This window comes from Shinella sp. GW821-FHT11G07 (genome assembly GCF_058808115.1).
In genome coordinates this window covers 172521-188237 of the sequence record NZ_JBXARJ010000011.1, presented here as the reverse complement: position 1 = coordinate 188237, position 15717 = coordinate 172521, and the positions used below count along the sequence as shown (strand labels likewise).

The window sequence follows — 15717 nt, the reverse complement described above, 5'->3', positions numbered from 1 at the left end:
CATATTCCACCGAGGAGACAGACATGACCGACACCGCCGAAATCAAGCCCGCCAACAACCGCGAACTGGTGCTGACCCGCGTGCTGAACGCCACGCCCGCCCAGCTCTTCAAGGCGTGGACGACGCCGGAAATCCTGAAGGAGTGGTTCATGCCGAAGCCCTACGCGATTGCCCTTGTCGAAATGGAGCCGCGTGACGGCGGCAAGTTCCGCACCGTCATGACCGGCCCGGACGGTTTCCACATGGACAGCACCGGCGTGTTCCTCAAGGTGGAGAAGGATCGGCGCATCATCACGACGGATGCCTTCGGCCCGGACTGGAAGCCGACCCAAAAGGCCTTCTTCAGCGCCGAAATCCTTTTCGATGATCTCGGCAACGGAAAGGCCCGCTACACGGCAATCGCCCGCCACTGGACTGTCGAGGACTGCGAGGCGCATGAGAAAATGGGGTTCCACGAGGGCTGGGGCCAGGTGGCAGGCCAGCTCGAAGAGGTCGCCTCCAAGCTTTGAGGTGATGAACGGGGCGGGGAAACCGCCCTGTTTTCGTTCGGCCGCGATCGTCCTGTAAACACACTGTTTCCCGATCTGCCCTTTCAACCTGCCACTGCCGGCCATATCTCTGGGAAAATCCCTCTCTTCTGGAACATCCCATGGAACTTGGCCTCTATACATTTGCCGATGTCGATCCCAATGCCGCCGACAAGGGGCGGGAAGGGGAGCGGCGGCTGAAAAACCTTCTCGAAGAGATCGAACTTGCCGATCAGGTGGGGCTCGATGTCTTCGGGCTTGGTGAACATCACCGGGCGGATTATGCCGCCTCGGCGCCGGCCGTGGTGCTGGCGGCTGCTGCGGCGCGCACGAAAAACATCCAGCTCACGAGTGCGGTGACGGTGCTGTCGTCGGACGATCCGGTGCGGGTTTTTCAGCAATATTCCACCGTCGATCTCATTTCCGGCGGTCGGGCCGAGATCATGGCGGGGCGGGGCTCCTTCATCGAATCGTTCCCACTCTTCGGCTATGCGCTCGATGACTATGACCAGCTTTTCGAAGAGAAGCTCGACCTGTTGCTTGCGCTGAACGAGAGCGAGAAGGTCTCGTGGACCGGCGTGATGCGGCCGCCGCTGGCGGGGCTTGGCGTCTATCCGCGCCCGACGGATGGCAGGCTGCCGATCTGGATTGCCGTCGGCGGCACGCCGCAGTCGGTGGCGCGCGCGGGCGCCTATGGCCTGCCGCTGGCGCTTGCCATCATCGGCGGCACGCCGTCGCGCTATGCGCCGCTGTTCGATCTCTACCGCGAGGCGGCACGCCGGGCGGGGCAGGACGAGGCGAAATTGAAGACCAGCATCAATGTGCACGGCTTCATTGCGGACAGCACGCAGGCGGCGGCCGATGCCTTCTACGGGCCGCAGGCCGAGGTGATGAACCGCATCGGCCGCGAGCGCGGCTGGGGGCCGACGAGCCGGGCGCAGTTCGACCAGTCGATCGGTCCGACCGGCCATCTCTTCCTCGGCGATCCGGAAACGGTGGCGAAAAAGATCGTCGACCATCAGCGGATTTTCCGCAACGATCGCTTCCTGCTGCAGATGGCGATCGGGTTGATGCCGCATGACCAGATTCTGCGCGGCATCGAGCTTTACGGCACCAGGGTTGCGCCCCTGGTGCGCGACATGCTGGCGGCGGAGCAGAAGGACGCAGTGGCCGCTTCCGCCTGACAGCAGCGCGCGGGCGTGATAGACACGCCCGCGAAAGAGAGATGCGATGACCCTCGAGAATGACGATGACCTCAACGGCCTGAAGGCGATCGGCCGGATCTGCGCCAATGTGCTCCAGCACATGTCGACCTCCATCCGGCCGGGCATGACCACGGCCGAACTGGACCTGATCGGCCGGAGAATGCTGGAGGAGGCGGGTGCACGTTCGGCGCCGGAAAGTTGCTACGCCTTTCCGGGTGCGACATGCATCAGCGTCAACGAGGAGGTGGCGCACGGCATTCCGGGTGACCGGGTGATCAAGGACGGCGATCTCGTCAATATCGACGTTTCCGCCGAGCTCGACGGCTACTTTGCCGATACCGGGGCGTCCTTCACCGTCGGGCGCTCGACGCCGGCTGTGGAGCGTCTTTGCCGGGATGGCAAGCGGGCGCTCTGGGTCGGCCTGAAGGAAGTCAAGGCCGGCAAGCCTCTGGCGCAGGTCGGCAATGCCATCGGCGAATTCGCGCGCAAGAACCGTTACACGCTGATCGCCAACCTCGCGAGCCATGGCGTCGGCCGCTCGCTGCACGAGGAGCCGACGGAAATCGCCACCTGGCCGGACCCGCAGGAAAAGCGCCGCATGACGGACGGCCTCGTCTTCACCGTCGAGCCGTTCTTGTCGCTCGGCGCCAACTGGGCTGAAAGCGGCAAGAACGACGAGTGGACGCTCTACAGCGATCCGCGCGCACCGACGGTGCAGTTCGAGCACACGGTAGTGGCGACACGGAACGGACCGCTCGTGGTGACGCTGCCCGGTTGAACCTTCACCGGCGCTGATCCGACGATCAATTAATCTTGTTTGTCGGCGTTATGTTGCAGTGCGATGGTCGCAGCATGATGCAACAAACGCCCGCCCTGTCGCGCGAGCCCGTCCGGGCGGCCATCGCCGGTGCTATCGCCATGGCTGTGGCTATGGGGCTCGGCCGCTTCTTCTATACGCCGGTGCTGCCCGGCATGATGGCCGGCCTCGGGCTCAACGCTGCGGACGCCGGCATCATCGCGGCGGCGAATTTTGCGGGTTACCTGCTTGGCGCGGTGCTGGCCGCCTATGGCTGGGCGGCGGGTCTGGAGCGGCGACTGGCGATCGGCGCGCTGGTTTCGACGGTGCTGCTGCTTCTCGTGATGGCTCTGATTTCCGACATTGCGGCACTCTCCGTCGTGCGGTTCCTGGCGGGGCTTGCCAGTGCCTTTGCCATGATTTTCACCTCCGGCATCGTGCTTTCGATCGGGCTCCGGCATCAGGATGCGCGCGTGCAGATGGCGCATTTTTCCGGCGTCGGCCTGGGCATCGCAGTGTCGGCCGTTCTCGTCTACCTGCTGTCGCTCGTCCAGTTCCCGGCCATCGCCGCCTGGCGCGCGGACTGGCTTGCCGGGGCCGTGCTCGGCGCCATCGGTCTTGCCGCCGTCCTGGTTCTGCTGCCGCGACCGAAAGGTGGCGCCTCGGGCTTGCGCGAGCCGCCGATCGTCTGGACCCGGCCGCTCGTCGCGCTGACACTGAGTTACGGTCTCTTCGGCATCGGCTATGTCGTGACCGCCACCTTCATCGTCGCCATTGCGCGGGAGGGGGCGGAGAGCCCGTTGCTCGAATGTTTAACCTGGCTCGTCACCGGTGCCTCGGCGGCGATTTCCCTCGTCGCGTGGAAGCCGGTCGTGCGGCGTTACGGCGTGGCGATGGCCTATCTCGCGGCGATCCTCGTCGAGATGGTGGGCGTCGCCGTCACCGTCACGCTACCCTTCCCGGCCTCGGCACTGATCGGCGGCGCGCTGCTGGGCCTCACCTTCATCGTCATCACCGCCTATGGCCTCCAGCTCGGGCGGGTTCTGGCGAGCGAGAGCCCGCGGCAGGTGCTGGCGCTGATGACGGCGGCGTTCGGTGTGGGGCAGATCCTGGGACCACTCGGCGCAGGCTTCCTGGCAGCACGCACGGGAAGTTATGTGCTGCCGAGCCTCGCGGCCGCAGGCATCCTTCTGCTTGCCGCAGCCATCACCGTCGCGGGCGGCGCGCTTTCCATTAAATCTCGGTAATACAAGGTTGCGGCGATTGTTGCGCTGCGCAAACTCCTTTAGTTTCAGCGCGAACCGGCAGCACGGCTGCCCCATGCAAACGAGAGTTTCGCACCTTGTTCCACTCCTTCTTCCCGCAGCCAAAGCTGTTTTTCACCTCCGCCGCTATCTGGACAGCGATCTGTATCGCCGTCTGGTATACGGTCGGACCGCAAATTGGCGCCGCGATCGGATTGCCGCCGCTTGCCCCGGGGGAGAAAGCCCCGCTCGGGCTTGCCTTCTTCCTCTCTCCGGACAATCTCTGGTTCTATCTCTACTTCTTCATTTTCGTGCTGGTTTTCGGCTTCGCCTGGAAAATCATCGCGCGTGACCATCCCTGGACCAACTGGTCTATCTGGGGCAGCGCGTTCATCGTTTTCATTGCCTATTTTGCCGTGCAGTTGCAGGTGGCGCTCAACAACTGGCGTGGTCCATTCTTCGACATGTTCCAAAAAGGTCTTTCAGGCGACAAGAGCGTCACTGCGGGGCAGCTTTGGGGCCTGCAATGGTACTTCCTTGAAATTGGTATCGTTTTTGTTGTGGTCAACGTTGTCACCGCATTCTTTACCAACCACTATGTCTTCCGTTGGCGAACGGCCATGAACGACTACTATATGTCGCTCTGGCCGAAACTGCGTCACATCGAGGGTGCCTCGCAGCGTGTGCAGGAAGATACGATGCGCTTTGCCAACATCCTTGAAGGACTGGGCGTCGTCTTCATCAATTCGATCATGACGCTCGTCGTCTTTCTGCCGTTGCTTTTCCAAATGTCGGAATATGTCGGCGACGTGCCGATCCTCGGCGCGATTCCGCATTCTTTGTTCTGGTTGGCCATCGGCTGGTCGCTGTTTGGCACCGCGTTGCTGGCATTCGCGGGCATCAAGCTTCCCGGGCTCCAGTTCCGCAACCAGCGGGTGGAAGCGGCTTATCGAAAAGAGCTCGTCTATGGTGAGGACCACGCGGAGCGCGCGGATCCCGTGACCGTGCGCGAACTCTTTGTGAATGTGCGGCGCAACTACTTCAGGATGTACTGGCACTACTGCTATTTCAACGCCGCTCGCTTCACCTACAACCAGCTGGACGCGATGTTGCTGACCTTCATTCTTATTCCCACCGTTGCGGCAGGTCGTATCACGATGGGTGTCTGGCAGCAGATTGCCACCGCCTTCGGCGAGGTCAGCAATTCCTTCCAGTATCTCGTCAGCTACTGGTCGACGATTGTCGAACTTCTGTCGATCCACAAACGTCTGAAGGCCTTCGAAGCGGCGATCGAGGGCGAGCCCTTGCCGGAGATCGACCAGCGCTATCTTGAAACTCAGATGGAAGAAGAGGGCCGGCCGGCCTGATCAAGCGACTGCCAAACGAGACATCAGAGGGCGGCGCCAGTCGCCCTCTTTTCTTTTGCGAGAATGTCCATCGCCTCGGCATAGCTGACGCAAGCGACGTCCTTTTGTCCGCAGGTCTCCGTCAGGAACCGGTCAAGGGCGCGCCAGTAGGCGCCGGCGTTCATCTCGACGAAGTGGAAGCCGAGCTGGAGGGGGATGCGTTCGCCGTCATATTGTCTGGCGAAGGCGTCGCGATAGGCTTTCAGCGTGCTTTCCTCGAAGGCGGTGCTTTTCTCCGGGGCCTCCTTCGCCTTGGAATGGCGGACATAGAGATTGTAATCCATCGCGATGACGGGGCGTTGTGATGCGCCTTCCGGGACGAGGGGTAGCGCGAAGCGGGCGAGCTTGCCGCTGGCGACCGGCATTGCCGGTCCCTTCGAGACGAGGCTGGCGTCGTAGGTGAAGCCGTTGTCCTCCAGCGCCTTCACCAGTCCGCTGCCGGCGGAAAGATAGGGTGCACGAAAGCCCTTGATGTCTTCCGCGACGAAGCGTTGCCAGTCGGCGGGCTCGCGCTCGCCCACACCGGCATTCTGCCAGCCGTTCTTCAGCGCCTCGTGGAAGAAGGTGAATTCGGCCTTCCAGTCCGCAGCACTCCACTTGCCGCCATCGAAATGGCCGCAGGCGTGGCTACCGATATCGTGGCCTTCCAGCTTCGCCAGCCAGATTTCGCCGAGCCGCAGGATCGTGTCCTCCTTGTCCGGCGAAAAGCCGACATTGGAACGGCCGCGTTTTTCGTGTGGCGCCTGGTAGTTGGCGCGTTCGTCCTTGGGGAAGAGGAAGGTGCAGGAGAGGAAATAGGTGAAGTGCGCGCCGGTGCGCTTGGCCATGGCGCGGCTCTTCTCCCAGAGCAGGTTGTCGTGCGCACCGTCGAAGGAAACTATGACGAGCTGCTTGCGCTTCGGCGTTTCGATCGCGTCGTCCTTGGCAAGCGCCGTGCCCGAGACGAGCCCGGCGACGAGGAGGGGGAGGACGATTCGAGACGATAGTTGAGACAAGATGGGCACCCGCGACAATTTGCAAAGGGTCTGTCATCGGTTCCGAATGCGGCAATCCTTTGATCGGACTGGAATTGTCGCCCGGTGAAGGCTATTCCAAAGAGAACGGCCAGGGGCCGACTTTTCTTCAAGGGGCTTTTTCATGACGTTGCTCATCGCCGGTCTCGTTCTCTTCATCGTCACCCATCTGCTGCGGCCCTTCGCGCCCGGCCTCCGCAATGCAGGCATCGCAGCACTCGGCAAGCCGGGCTGGATGGCGCTGCACGGCGTGCTGTCGCTGGTAAGCCTCGCGCTCATCGCCTACGGCTTTGTCGATGCGCGCGAAAACGGCGGCACTATGCTTTATTTCCCGCCGACCTTCATGGCGCATATCGCGCTGACGCTGATGTTGATTGCCTCGATCTGTCTCGTCGCCGGCTTCCTGCCGGCCGGCCATATCCGCACGAAGATGAAGTTCCCCATCCTTGTCGCGATCAAGATCTGGGCGCTGGCGCATCTTCTGGCGAATGGCGAGAGCTATTCGGTGCTGCTGTTCGTGACGATCCTTGCCTGGGCGGTCATCCTGCGCATCACGCTGAAGAAGCGCATCGCCGCCGGCGAGACAAAACTGCCGGTTTTCGTCTCGGCGAAATACGACCTGATTTCGGTCGTCGTCGGCCTCGCGCTCTATCTGGCCATCGTCTTCTGGCTTCACGAGTGGTTGATCGGCGTGGCGCCGCTGCCCTGATCCCGGGCCTGATCCTCGCCTGATCCCGGGCTTTTCGCGCCTGCCCCCTTACAACGCGGCCAAAATGGAGTAGAAGGCGCAAACTCCAATCGTCAGCAAGAGCCGGGCAGGGAATGGTAAATCAGGACGACAGCTTTATCCGCGAGGTCAACGACGAACTCCGGTCCGACCGGATGCGTCTGGTCTGGCTGCGTTTCGGCCGGATCTTCATCGGCATCGCCGTGCTGGTCGTTCTCGGCACGATCGGCAAGGTGAGCTACGAATACTGGCGCGACAGCGAAGCGTCCGCCGCCGGCGACAGCTTCCTCGCGGCACTCACGCTTGCTCGTGAAGGCAAGAACGAAGAGGCGCTTGCCGCACTGACCGCGCTGGAAAAGGATGGCTTCGGCTCCTACCCGGTGCTCGCCCGCATGCGCTCTGCGTCGCTTCTTGCCGAGACGGATGCACAGGGTGCCGTCAACGCGTTTACCGCGATCGCCAAGGATACGTCGGTGCCGGCAGCGCTGCGCGATGCAGCCCGCCTGCGCGCCGCGTACCTCCTCGTCGATACCGGGACGTATGAGCAGGTCTCGGCCGAAGCCGAGCAGCTTGCGACCCCGCAAAGCGCGCAGCGCCATTCCGCGCGCGAAGTTCTCGGCCTCTCCGCCTTCAAGCACGAGGACTACGCCCGTGCCAAGGAATGGTTCGATGCCATCATCAATGACAGCGAAAGCCCGCGCAACGTTGCCAACCGCGCGCAGATGCTGCTTGACCTGATTGCCGCAAGCGGCAAGCTGTCCTCCTGATCCGGTATCCACCGGACCACCGAAACGGAACACGTTCATGAGCTTCACCGTCGCCATTGTCGGACGACCCAATGTCGGCAAGTCCACCCTGTTCAACAGGCTCGTGGGCAAGAAGCTCGCGCTTGTCGATGACACGCCCGGCGTCACCCGCGACCGTCGGCCGGGCGATGCCCGCCTGATCGACCTGAAATTCCGCATCATCGACACCGCCGGTCTCGAAGAGGCAGCACCCGAGACGCTGCAGGGCCGCATGCGCGCCCAGACGGAAGCCGCGATCGACGAGGCGGACCTGTCGCTCTTCGTCGTCGATGCCAAGATGGGCCTGACGCCCGTCGACCAGGCGCTGGCCGACATGCTGCGCCGCAAGGGCAAGCCCGTCGTGCTCGTCGCCAACAAGTCGGAAGCCCGTGGCTCCGATGGCGGCTTTTACGATGCCTTCACGCTCGGTCTTGGCGAGCCGACGGGGATTTCGGCCGAACATGGCCAAGGCATGCTGGATCTGCGTGACGCGATCGTTGCCGCAATCGGCGAGGAACGCGCCTATCCCGAAGAAAACGAAGCCGTCACCGATGTCGACCTGCGCGCCGAGGCGGCTGCCGAAGGCGTGGAAAAGGACGACGACTACGAGCCGGAATATGACGAGACGAAGCCGCTGCGCGTCGCCATCGTCGGCCGCCCGAATGCCGGCAAGTCCACGCTGATCAACCGCTTTCTCGGCGAAGACCGGCTGCTGACCGGCCCGGAAGCCGGCATCACGCGCGACTCGATTTCCGTCGAATGGGACTGGAAGGGCCGCACGATCAAGATGTTCGACACGGCCGGCATGCGGCGCAAGGCCAGGGTGCAGGAGAAGCTGGAAAAGCTCTCCGTCGCCGACGGCCTGCGCGCCATCCGCTTTGCCGAGACGGTGGTCATCATCTTCGACGCGACCATTCCGTTCGAGAAACAGGACCTTCAGATCGTCGATCTCGTGCTGCGCGAAGGCCGCGCGGCGGTGCTCGCCTTCAACAAGTGGGATCTGATCGACGATCCGCAGGCCGTGCTTGCGGAGCTGCGTGAAAAGACCGAGCGGCTGCTGCCGCAGGCGCGCGGCATTCGCGCCGTGCCGGTGTCCGGCCAGACGGGCCGCGGCCTCGACAAGCTGATGCAGGCCGTCATCGAGACGGACCGCACCTGGAACCGCCGCATCTCGACAGCCAAGCTCAACCGTTGGCTCGATGCACAGCAGACGCAGCATCCACCACCGGCCGTTTCGGGCCGCCGCCTGAAGCTGAAATACATGACGCAGGTGAAGGCCCGCCCGCCGGGCTTCATGATTTCGTGCACGCGCCCCGATGCGCTGCCGGAATCCTATATCCGCTACCTGACGAATGGCCTGCGCGCCGACTTCAACCTGCCGGGCGTGCCGATCCGCATCCACTTCAAGGCGGCGGATAACCCGTTCGCCTCGAAGGCGAAGAAGCGGCGCTGAGCGCAGCCCTTTCGATCAGTCTTTCGGCAGCTTGTCCTTGGGGACCAGCGCGCCGTGATGCTGGATGACGGCGGCGGCGGTTTCGGCAGCGAAGCGTGCTGCCTCCTGCGGGCTTGCACCTGTTGCAAGGCGGGCCAGGAAGGCACCGTTGAAACTGTCGCCGGCGCTCGTGGTGTCGACAATGGTCCTGACCTCGGCAGACGGCACATGGCTGCGCTCACCGCCGAAGACGAGCGTTGCGCCCTTCTCACCATCCTTCACCACCAGGTTTTCAACGCCGAGCGCCCGGTAGCGGGCAAGCGTTTCCTCCAGCGAGGCATCGCCGAAATGGGTCGTCTCGTCGTCGAGGCTGGGCATGACCAGCGTTGCGGCGCGCGCGCCTTCGGTGATGGTGGCGCGCATGCGTTCGGTATCGTCCCAGAGGCGTGGGCGGATGTTCGGATCGAAGACGACGCGCTTGCCCGCGGCCTTGGCGCGGCGAAGCTCTGCGAGCAGGGTGTCGAGATTCTCCGGCTGCACGATCGCTAGCGTGATGCCGGAGAAGACGACGATGTCGGAGGCTTCGATGGCCGTGCGCAGCCGGTCGCCGTTGTGGGCCAGCAGCTTTGCCGCGGAGACGGAGCGCCAGTAGGAGAAACTGCGCTCACCATCCTTCAGGTGGATCATGTAGAGGCCGGGCGAACGGCCCTCGATGCGGGCGACATGGGTGGTGCCGATGCCGTGCGCTTCCATGAAGGCGAGCATTTCGTCGGAAATCATGTCCGTTCCGACGGCGGAGACGTAGTCGACGCTCCAGTCCGCCGGCAGGTATTGGCGGGCATAGTAGGCGGTGTTGAAGGTGTCACCGGCAAAACCCTTGCGCAACAGGCCGCCTTCGGCCTGCATCAGTTCCACCATGCACTCGCCGATCGAAAGCAGCCGTCCTGCCATGTCCTGAAATCCTCCGGTTCACTCCGCCGGAAAGAGGAAATACGATCAAAGAGTTGGCGGGGCAAGGCTATGCCGGCGCTTTCTGCGCAGCGGATGGAATGGGCCGCCGTGAAGACCGGCCTCGACCTGTTTGATCGCGCTGATGCAAGACGAATCTTGACGCGCGGCGGATCATTGCTCCATCCGTAACCAGCAAGTCCGCGCTCCGAAGGACAACCGACCCCTCCGGTCGAGCCGCGTCCATGGATCGTGATCAACTCTCACCCGTCAAAGGTGCCGGCCTCATGAACATCAAGCAGCTCGAAGTGTTGCGCACGCTTCTCGCCACGGGTTCGACCATTGCGACGGCCAAGGCCATGGGGCTCAGCCAGTCGGGTGTGAGCCGGCTGTTGGCACAGCTCGAATCCGATCTGGCGCTGACGCTGTTTGCCCGCGACAAGGGACGGCTGATCCCGACGCCGGAGGCGACGATTTTGGCGCGGGACGCAGAGAATGTTTTGCTCGCCGTCGATCGCATGTCCGGGCATGCGGAGGATCTGCGCAACGGCGCCTCGGGGCCGGAAACCGTGCGGATCGGCCTGCCGAGCAGCATGTGGGAGAATTTCGCGCCCGCCATGCTGATCGATTATGTGCGCGCCTTTCCCGGCGTGCGCATCGAGACCTTCTTCGAATCGACGACGGCCATCAACAAGCTCGTCGAGGAGCGAACCATCGATCTCGGTTTCCTGCGCATGGAAGGGGAGGTCGGGCCGGGCATCGTGGTCGACAGGGTTGCCAGCGGCCAAAGCGTTTGCGTCATTCCGGAGGGACACCCACTCGCCGAACTGGAGGAAGTCACCGCAAAGCACCTGCGCAACGTGCCGCTCATCCTCATCGGCCGGCAAAGGCCGAACCGCATGGCGCTCGACCAGGCGTTCAAGCGGGCAGGGGTGAAGCAACTGGTCAAGATCGAGACCCACACCAACAGTTCTGCCTGTTCCTATGTGGCGCACGGACTGGGCATCACGATCATCAGCAGCTTCTATGCGAATCTCTATCGTCACCTTCCGGTGGTGCACCGCCCGTTCGTGCCGCGCAGTACGCAGGAATTCGGCCTCGCACGCGCCGATGGCGTTCCGTTGTCCATCGCCGCACAGGCGCTGAGCGACGCTCTGAAGAGGCAGATTCAATTTTCGCAGAATAGCAAATGAAATCAGCTAAGTGAGGCGGTTCCTGTGCCTTGGCTGATGCGGGCGAGGATGGGCCGAGTCTGCATAGGTATATGACAAAAACGCATAATATTGCGCGTTTTTGTTCAATCACTCATAGTCGTTCCCAACGAAACCGATGACGGCCGCCGGGAATGATGGCCATCAATCGTGGGGAAACAATGCTGAGATTCATCCTGAACCGCCTGGTGATGGCGCTTCCGACGATCGCGCTCGTGTCGATCACGGTTTTCGCGCTGATCCGCTTCATTCCGGGCGACCCCGCCGCGCTGATGCTCGGCGACATGGCCGAGCCGGACCAGATTGCTGCCATGCGCACCGAGCTTGGTCTCGACAAGCCGATGCCGCAGCAATTCCTGATCTGGGCCGGCAATGTGCTGCAGGGCGATTTCGGCCAGTCGATCGTCAACGACGAGGCGGTGCTGCCGCTGGTCGTGTCGCGCTTCATGGTCAGTGCCGAGATCGTGCTCGTCGCCGTGCTTCTGGCCAGCCTGATCGCCGTGCCGGCCGGCGTGATCGCCGCCTGGCGCCAGAACAGCCTGACGGATCTGGCTCTTGTCGGAACGGCGACCGTTCTCCTCTCCATCCCCACCTTCTGGCTCGGCCTGTTGCTGCTGCTGTTCTTCGGGCTGGAACTCGGCTGGCTACCGGTGCTGGGTTACGTGTCGATCCGCGAGAATTTTGCCGGCGGCCTGCTCTATCTGGTGCTGCCGATCATGACGCTGGTTATCCATGAGGCGGGCGTGCTGATCCGCATGGCACGCGCCTCGACGCTGGAAGTGCTGCGCCTCGATTATATCACTCATGCCCGGGCCAAGGGGCTTTCCGAAAGTGCGGTGCTCTGGCGCCACGCCTTCAAGAACGCCTTCGGCCCGACTTGGACGATGATCGGCCTCATCCTCGGCAACCTGCTTGGCGGCATCGCCGTCATCGAGACGGTGTTCACCATTCCGGGCCTCGGCCGGCTGATGGTCGACAGCATCTTTGCCCGTGACTACCCGGTCATCCAGGGCTGCCTGCTGTTCGTTTCGCTCTCCTACGTGCTGGTCAACCTCGTGATCGACCTTCTGTATCCCCTCTTCGATCCGCGGGTTGTTGCCGAATGAAAAAGGTCTCTCTCAACGCACTTATCGGCGGCATCCTCATCGCCCTGCTGCTTGCCACCGCTGCCCTTGGCCTCGTCTGGACGCCCTTCGATGCGATGCAGCTCTCCTTCACTGCGCGCCTTGCCGCGCCCGATGCGAGCCACCTCCTCGGCACCGACGAATTCGGCCGCGACGTGCTGAGCCGCCTGATGGTCGGCGCTCGCGCCAGTGTGTGGATCGGCCTGCTGACCGTCGGCTTCGCCACCATCTGCGGCACGCTGATCGGCCTTGTCAGTGGCTATGCGCGCGGTTGGGTGGATGGCGTCATCATGGCCGTCAACAATGCCTTGCTCGCCTTTCCGGGCATCCTGCTGGCGCTCGGCCTGCTCGCGGTGTTCGGCGCCAACCAGTACGGCATCATTTTTGCGCTCGGCATCGCCTATACGCCGTCGATGGCGCGCGTGGTGCGCGGGGCGGTGCTGTCGCTGCGTGAGCGGGAGTTCATCGAGGCCTCGCGGGTGATGGGCAATGGCGAGCTCTACACCATGGCCCGCCATATCCTGCCGAACTGCCTGGCGCCGATCACCGTGCTCGCCACGTCGATGTTCGGCTGGGCGATCCTGTCGGAAAGCGCGCTGTCCTTCCTCGGCCTTGGCGTACCGCCGCCGGCGCCGACCTGGGGCAACATGCTGGCCGCCGGCCGGCCCTTCATCGAGCAAGCTGTCTGGCTCGGCCTGTTTCCCGGCCTCTGCATCGCGCTGACGCTGCTCGGCATCAATCTCCTGGGCGATGCCCTTCGCGACAGGCTCGACCCGCGCATGAGAGGTCTGAAATGACGGATACGCTTCTGACCGTTCGCGACCTCTCTCTGGCGGTTGCGCTGAACCACCGGGCGGTCGTCAAGTCCGTCTCCTTCGACATCGCGCCCGGCGAGATCTTTGGCATTGTCGGCGAAAGCGGCTCGGGCAAGACGCTGGCGACGCGCGCCCTGATCTCGCTGTTGCCGCCGGCCATCAAGGTGACGGGCGGCTCGGTCCTCTACAAGGGCCGGGACGTTCTGAAGATGAAGAACCGAGAGTTGCGCAGCCTGCGCGGTGCCGAGATCGGCGTCGTCTTCCAGGAGCCGATGACCTCGCTCAACCCGTCGATGACCATCGGGCGGCAGCTGGAAGAGGGGCTCATCCTGCACAGCAAGGCGTCTCCCGAAGAGCGTCGTGCGCGCATCCTCGAGATGCTGAAGCGCGTCGGCATCCGCGATCCCGAGGGTGCGCTGACGGCTTATCCGCACGAGTTTTCCGGCGGCATGCGTCAGCGTATTATGCTGGCCTCGGTCATGCTGCTGAAGCCGGCGCTGCTGATTGCCGACGAGCCGACGACAGCACTCGACGCCGTCATCCAGCGCGACGTGATGGAACTGATGGTGGAGCTGACGCGGGCCGAGGGCACCGCCGTGCTGTTGATCAGCCACGACCTTCCCATGGTGGCACGCTATACCAGCCGCATCGTGGTGATGGAGCAGGGCGCGATCGTCGAGCACGGCCGCACCGAGGACCTGCTGGAAGCACCGCAGCATCCCTACACGAAGAAGCTGCTCTCCTCGCTGCCCTTCCGCGGCGAGGTGCGGGCGATCGATACGGCGAAGGCGCCGATGGTGTCGGCCCGCGATATCGTCGTCGACTATGCGGGTCGCAAGTCGCTGCTCCGCAGAGGCAAGGCGAAGCGGGCGCTGCATGGTGTCAGCATCGATATACACGAGGGCGAGGTGGTGGCACTCGTCGGCGGTTCCGGCTCGGGCAAGACGACGCTCGGCCGCACCATTGCCGGCCTCGTCAAGGAAAGCGGCGGCGAAATCCGCTTCCAGGGCCGGTCGCGTGATGCCGACTGGACCGACTACCGCCTGAACTGCCAGATGGTGTTCCAGGACCCCTATTCCTCACTCGATCCGCGCATGACCATCCAGGCGCTGGTCGAGGAGGCTTTGCGGTTGGTGCCGGGCTTGGATGCCGCGGCCAAGCGCAAACGCGCGCTGGAAACACTGGAGGAGGTCGGCCTTGGCACCGACTACGCTGAGCGGTATCCGCACGAGCTTTCCGGCGGCCAGCGTCAACGCGTGGCGATCGCCCGTGCGATTGCCCGCCGCCCGCGCTTCCTGATTGCCGACGAGCCGGTCTCCGCGCTCGACGTGACGGTCCGGGCGCAGGTGCTCGACCTCTTCTCCGATCTGCAACGCCGCTACGGCTTCTCCTGCCTGTTCATCAGCCACGACCTCGGCGTGGTCGAGCAGGTCGCCGACCGCGTCGTCGTCATGCAGGACGGCCGGATCATCGAACAGGGCGACCGCGACACGATTTTCGACAGCCCGAAGGAGGCCTATACGCGCCGGCTTCTCTCGGCCATTCCCGCGCTCGACCAGAACGAACGGGGCGGCGTGACCCTGAAATGGCGCCTGGAGAATTGATGTGAACACGTCTTCGAACGCCCCTTCCGTCGCCGAGCAGCTTGCCGGGATCTGCGACGCACAGCCCTTCGTGACGCGCTTTGCGATCCGCAATCTCCGGACCGGCGAGACGATCGAACGCGGTGCCGGCGAGGAAACGCCGTCGGCCAGCACGCGCAAGACCTCTATCATGATGGCCGCGCTGAAGGCGGTGCATGAGGGCCGGCTCGATCTTGACGAGCAGATCACCTACGAGGCGCGTTTTGCCGAGGAAGTGGCGAGCGGCATGTTCCGCTACCTGACGCCCGGCATCGTCATTTCGCTACGCGATGCCATTACCGGCATGATGGTGCTGAGCGACAATGTCTGCACCAAGATGGTGTTCGAGCGCCTGACGCTGGAAGAGGTCGGTGCCTATTGCAAGGCGATAGGCATGGAGGGAACGCACCACCGCTTCCTCATCCCGCCGCTGGCGCTTTCGCCGGACCATGCGCTGACCTCCGTCACTACGACGACGGCGCACGACCAGATGTTCCTCCTCCAGACGATCCTCGACGCGCAGTCGGCTGCCGAGGCGGTGGCGCGGCTCGGCACCTCGCCGGAACTCTGCGCCTATGCCCTGCAGACGCTGAAGAACCAGATCCTGCGCTACGCCATCCCCTCGCGCCTGCCGTTCGGCACGGTGGTGGCGCACAAGGGCGGTACTGGCAAGCGCGGCCGCATGAATGCCGGCATCGTCTACCGCGACGGCGCACCCTTCTACATCATCGCCGCCTTTACGGACGCGGTGCCGCTGGTCATGCCCGACGGCACGCCGGGCTACACGATGGCGCTCGAGACCATCGGCAGGCTTTCACGCACCTGCTGGGACGGATTCAACACATGACAATCAACGACAGAA

15 protein-coding genes are annotated in these 15717 nt (G+C 63.5%); 13 read left to right on the top strand and 2 right to left on the bottom strand.

The window, feature by feature from the left end:
- The first annotated feature begins 23 nt into the window (after positions 1-23).
- From AC1RT2_RS21835 to sbmA, 5 genes are all read left to right on the top strand, one after another.
- Positions 24-509 carry an SRPBCC family protein gene (locus AC1RT2_RS21835; protein WP_493105259.1) on the top strand — a complete coding sequence of 162 codons (486 nt, stop codon included), beginning with the start codon at positions 24-26 and terminating at the stop codon, positions 507-509.
- A gap of 140 nt (positions 510-649) precedes the next feature.
- Positions 650-1711: an LLM class flavin-dependent oxidoreductase gene (locus AC1RT2_RS21830; protein WP_493105257.1), complete on the top strand. Its 1062-nt coding sequence runs from the start codon at positions 650-652 to the stop codon at positions 1709-1711.
- Positions 1712-1757: 46 nt separating this feature from the next.
- Positions 1758-2510, top strand: a complete 753-nt coding sequence (gene map / locus AC1RT2_RS21825) for a type I methionyl aminopeptidase (protein ID WP_069057998.1) — start codon at positions 1758-1760, stop codon at positions 2508-2510.
- A 74-nt stretch (positions 2511-2584) separates the two neighbouring features.
- A complete protein-coding gene (locus AC1RT2_RS21820; protein WP_493105255.1) occupies positions 2585-3775 on the top strand; it encodes a YbfB/YjiJ family MFS transporter in 1191 nt (396 codons plus the stop codon).
- 95 nt (positions 3776-3870) lie between these two features.
- Entirely contained in the window at positions 3871-5139 is a 1269-nt protein-coding gene (gene sbmA, locus AC1RT2_RS21815) for a peptide antibiotic transporter SbmA (protein WP_493105253.1), read from the top strand.
- Positions 5140-5162: 23 nt separating this feature from the next.
- Here the strand turns inward: sbmA and AC1RT2_RS21810 are convergent, their stop codons facing one another.
- Complete coding sequence (locus tag AC1RT2_RS21810; protein WP_493105252.1) at positions 5163-6173, bottom strand: polysaccharide deacetylase family protein; 1011 nt, start codon at positions 6171-6173, stop codon at positions 5163-5165.
- A gap of 142 nt (positions 6174-6315) precedes the next feature.
- Between AC1RT2_RS21810 and AC1RT2_RS21805 the strand changes: the two genes are divergently transcribed.
- From AC1RT2_RS21805 to der, 3 genes are all read left to right on the top strand, one after another.
- A complete protein-coding gene (locus tag AC1RT2_RS21805) occupies positions 6316-6900 on the top strand; it encodes an NnrU family protein (RefSeq protein ID WP_493105251.1) in 585 nt (194 codons plus the stop codon).
- Between the two features lie 113 nt (positions 6901-7013).
- Positions 7014-7685: a tetratricopeptide repeat protein gene (locus AC1RT2_RS21800; RefSeq protein WP_069058003.1), complete on the top strand. Its 672-nt coding sequence runs from the start codon at positions 7014-7016 to the stop codon at positions 7683-7685.
- 37 nt (positions 7686-7722) lie between these two features.
- Entirely contained in the window at positions 7723-9156 is a 1434-nt protein-coding gene (gene der, locus AC1RT2_RS21795) for a ribosome biogenesis GTPase Der (protein ID WP_069058004.1), read from the top strand.
- A 15-nt stretch (positions 9157-9171) separates the two neighbouring features.
- Here der and AC1RT2_RS21790 read toward each other — a convergent pair whose 3' ends face one another.
- The gene (locus AC1RT2_RS21790) at positions 9172-10086 is read right to left on the bottom strand and encodes a sugar kinase (RefSeq protein WP_493105248.1); all 915 of its coding nucleotides are present in this window, start codon (positions 10084-10086) and stop codon (positions 9172-9174) included.
- Positions 10087-10370: 284 nt separating this feature from the next.
- Here AC1RT2_RS21790 and AC1RT2_RS21785 point away from each other — a divergent pair, with 284 nt between their 5' ends.
- The 5 genes from AC1RT2_RS21785 to AC1RT2_RS21765 all read left to right on the top strand — a co-directional run bounded on the left by AC1RT2_RS21785 (position 10371) and on the right by AC1RT2_RS21765 (position 15702).
- Positions 10371-11276 carry a LysR family transcriptional regulator gene (locus tag AC1RT2_RS21785; protein WP_493105360.1) on the top strand — a complete coding sequence of 302 codons (906 nt, stop codon included), beginning with the start codon at positions 10371-10373 and terminating at the stop codon, positions 11274-11276.
- Positions 11277-11455: 179 nt separating this feature from the next.
- On the top strand, positions 11456-12400 hold the full coding sequence (locus tag AC1RT2_RS21780) for an ABC transporter permease (RefSeq protein ID WP_493105246.1): 945 nt from the start codon (positions 11456-11458) through the stop codon (positions 12398-12400).
- Entirely contained in the window at positions 12397-13215 is an 819-nt protein-coding gene (locus AC1RT2_RS21775) for an ABC transporter permease (protein WP_493105243.1), read from the top strand. Before AC1RT2_RS21780 ends, AC1RT2_RS21775 begins: the two co-directional genes overlap by 4 nt.
- Positions 13212-14837, top strand: coding sequence for an ABC transporter ATP-binding protein (locus AC1RT2_RS21770; RefSeq protein WP_493105241.1), 1626 nt, complete (start codon positions 13212-13214; stop codon positions 14835-14837). The genes AC1RT2_RS21775 and AC1RT2_RS21770 overlap by 4 nt, the downstream gene beginning before the upstream one ends.
- A gap of 1 nt (position 14838) precedes the next feature.
- The gene (locus tag AC1RT2_RS21765) at positions 14839-15702 is read left to right on the top strand and encodes a serine hydrolase (RefSeq protein ID WP_493105239.1); all 864 of its coding nucleotides are present in this window, start codon (positions 14839-14841) and stop codon (positions 15700-15702) included.
- The last annotated feature ends 15 nt before the right edge of the window (positions 15703-15717 follow it).

Excerpts from the sequence above, each read along its gene's own strand:
- AC1RT2_RS21835 (WP_493105259.1), top strand. The coding sequence starts at position 24 with ATGACCGACACCGCCGAAATCAAGCCCGCCAACAACCGCGAACTGGTG.
- AC1RT2_RS21830 (WP_493105257.1), top strand. The coding sequence starts at position 650 with ATGGAACTTGGCCTCTATACATTTGCCGATGTCGATCCCAATGCCGCC.
- map (WP_069057998.1), top strand. The coding sequence starts at position 1,758 with ATGACCCTCGAGAATGACGATGACCTCAACGGCCTGAAGGCGATCGGC.
- AC1RT2_RS21820 (WP_493105255.1), top strand. The coding sequence starts at position 2,585 with ATGATGCAACAAACGCCCGCCCTGTCGCGCGAGCCCGTCCGGGCGGCC.
- AC1RT2_RS21805 (WP_493105251.1), top strand. The coding sequence starts at position 6,316 with ATGACGTTGCTCATCGCCGGTCTCGTTCTCTTCATCGTCACCCATCTG.
- AC1RT2_RS21800 (WP_069058003.1), top strand. The coding sequence starts at position 7,014 with ATGGTAAATCAGGACGACAGCTTTATCCGCGAGGTCAACGACGAACTC.
- der (WP_069058004.1), top strand. The coding sequence starts at position 7,723 with ATGAGCTTCACCGTCGCCATTGTCGGACGACCCAATGTCGGCAAGTCC.
- AC1RT2_RS21790 (WP_493105248.1), bottom strand. The coding sequence starts at position 10,086 with ATGGCAGGACGGCTGCTTTCGATCGGCGAGTGCATGGTGGAACTGATG.
- AC1RT2_RS21785 (WP_493105360.1), top strand. The coding sequence starts at position 10,371 with ATGAACATCAAGCAGCTCGAAGTGTTGCGCACGCTTCTCGCCACGGGT.
- AC1RT2_RS21780 (WP_493105246.1), top strand. The coding sequence starts at position 11,456 with ATGCTGAGATTCATCCTGAACCGCCTGGTGATGGCGCTTCCGACGATC.
- AC1RT2_RS21775 (WP_493105243.1), top strand. The coding sequence starts at position 12,397 with ATGAAAAAGGTCTCTCTCAACGCACTTATCGGCGGCATCCTCATCGCC.
- AC1RT2_RS21770 (WP_493105241.1), top strand. The coding sequence starts at position 13,212 with ATGACGGATACGCTTCTGACCGTTCGCGACCTCTCTCTGGCGGTTGCG.